1 protein-coding gene is annotated in these 973 nt (G+C 35.8%); it reads left to right on the top strand.

The annotated features are described in order from the left end of the window. Window positions 1-818 (top strand): coiled-coil domain-containing protein (locus ACFIMP_RS09740; protein ID WP_375686337.1); only part of this gene is annotated, 818 nt, incomplete at its 5' end. Between the last annotated feature and the right edge of the window lie 155 nt (window positions 819-973).

The raw sequence follows: 973 nt of genomic DNA, 5'->3' as shown, positions 1-973 counted from the left end.
ATGAAATTTTATGGATAGCAGTGGTTTCAGTTTTGCTCTTAAGCGGAGTGATGTTTCGTATTGCATTGCATTATCGCAACCAAGTTAAAGCACTTAAAGAGCAGGTTCAAGATATTAAGAAAAAAATGAAAGAGAATGAGTTTAGGTATTTAATGGAAAGCAAGCAAACAATTGATGAATGTGATGCAGATCTTGAAGAACGTGACGAGGAAATTAAACAACTGAAGCAAGAGATTGAAGAACTAAAACAAAAGATAGATGCGTATCGAGAAGATTTTACACGGAAAAGTGAAAAGATACAGGCACTAAAAGCAGATGTTCAATCACGTGATACGGAAATTAAAGAATTGAAACAAAAGATAGAAGAACATGACGACGAGGAAATTGATGAACTGAAGCAAGAGATTAAAGAACGTGAGGAGGAAATTAAAGAATTGAAGCAAAAGATAGATGCGTACCGAGAAGAGTTTAAACGGAAAAGTGAAAAGATACAGGCACTAAAAGCAGATGTTCAATCACGTGATACGGAAATTGAAGAACTGAAACAAAAGATGGAAGAATGTGACGACGAGGAAATTAAAGAACTGAAGCAAGAAATTAAAGAACTCGAAGTAGATGTGCAATTACGCGACGAGGAAATTGAAGAACTGAAACAAAAGATGGAAGAATGTGACGACGAGGAAATTAAACAACTGAAGCAAGAGATTAAAGAACGTGACGAGAAAATTCAAAGACTAACACAAGAGCTTAAACAGCGTGATGAAGCAGTAAAAGCGCCGCCTCATAAGAATAAGAAGAGTAAGAAGAAGGGTAAGTGAGGAGTGGATAAGATGACAGTTAAAAAGAAGTATGAATCTACTGATGAAACAATCGAAGTTAATGGAGTTACGCTTCATCGTATACGTGCTTTAAGAAATTTTAGAGATGTGTACGCAGGTGACTTAGGTGGCTTTATTGAAAATGAAAGCAATTT

The sequence above is a fragment of the Bartonella sp. AP65SXKL genome, assembly GCF_042195725.1.
Classification (GTDB): Bacteria; Pseudomonadota; Alphaproteobacteria; order Rhizobiales; family Rhizobiaceae; genus Bartonella.
The sequence above is the reverse complement of the archived record's forward strand: the minus strand, read 5'-3'. Positions and strand labels throughout refer to the sequence as shown.